The following is a 255-nucleotide window of genomic DNA, read 5'->3' as shown; positions in this document are numbered from 1 at the left end:
AGTTGCTAACAGCTCGGCTGAGCACTCTAAACAGACTGCCTTCGTAAGGAGGAGGAAGGTGTGGACGACGTCAAGTCATCATGGCCCTTATGTCCAGGGCGACACACGTGCTACAATGACATATACAATAAGACGCAATATCGCAAGATGGAGCAAATCTATAAAATATGTCCCAGTTCGGATTGGGGTCTGCAACTCGACCCCATGAAGCCGGAATCGCTAGTAATCGTAGATCAGCCATGCTACGGTGAATAC

1 rRNA gene is annotated in these 255 nt (G+C 48.6%); it reads left to right on the top strand.

Annotation, left to right across the window (positions count from 1 at the left end):
• A 16S ribosomal RNA gene (locus O6B72_RS09680) occupies window positions 1–255 on the top strand; the annotation flags it as partial.

The sequence above is a fragment of the Campylobacter ureolyticus genome (assembly GCF_027277485.1).
Lineage (GTDB): Bacteria > Campylobacterota > Campylobacteria > Campylobacterales > Campylobacteraceae > Campylobacter_B > Campylobacter_B ureolyticus_B.
This window is presented reverse-complemented; position numbering and strand designations above follow the sequence as displayed.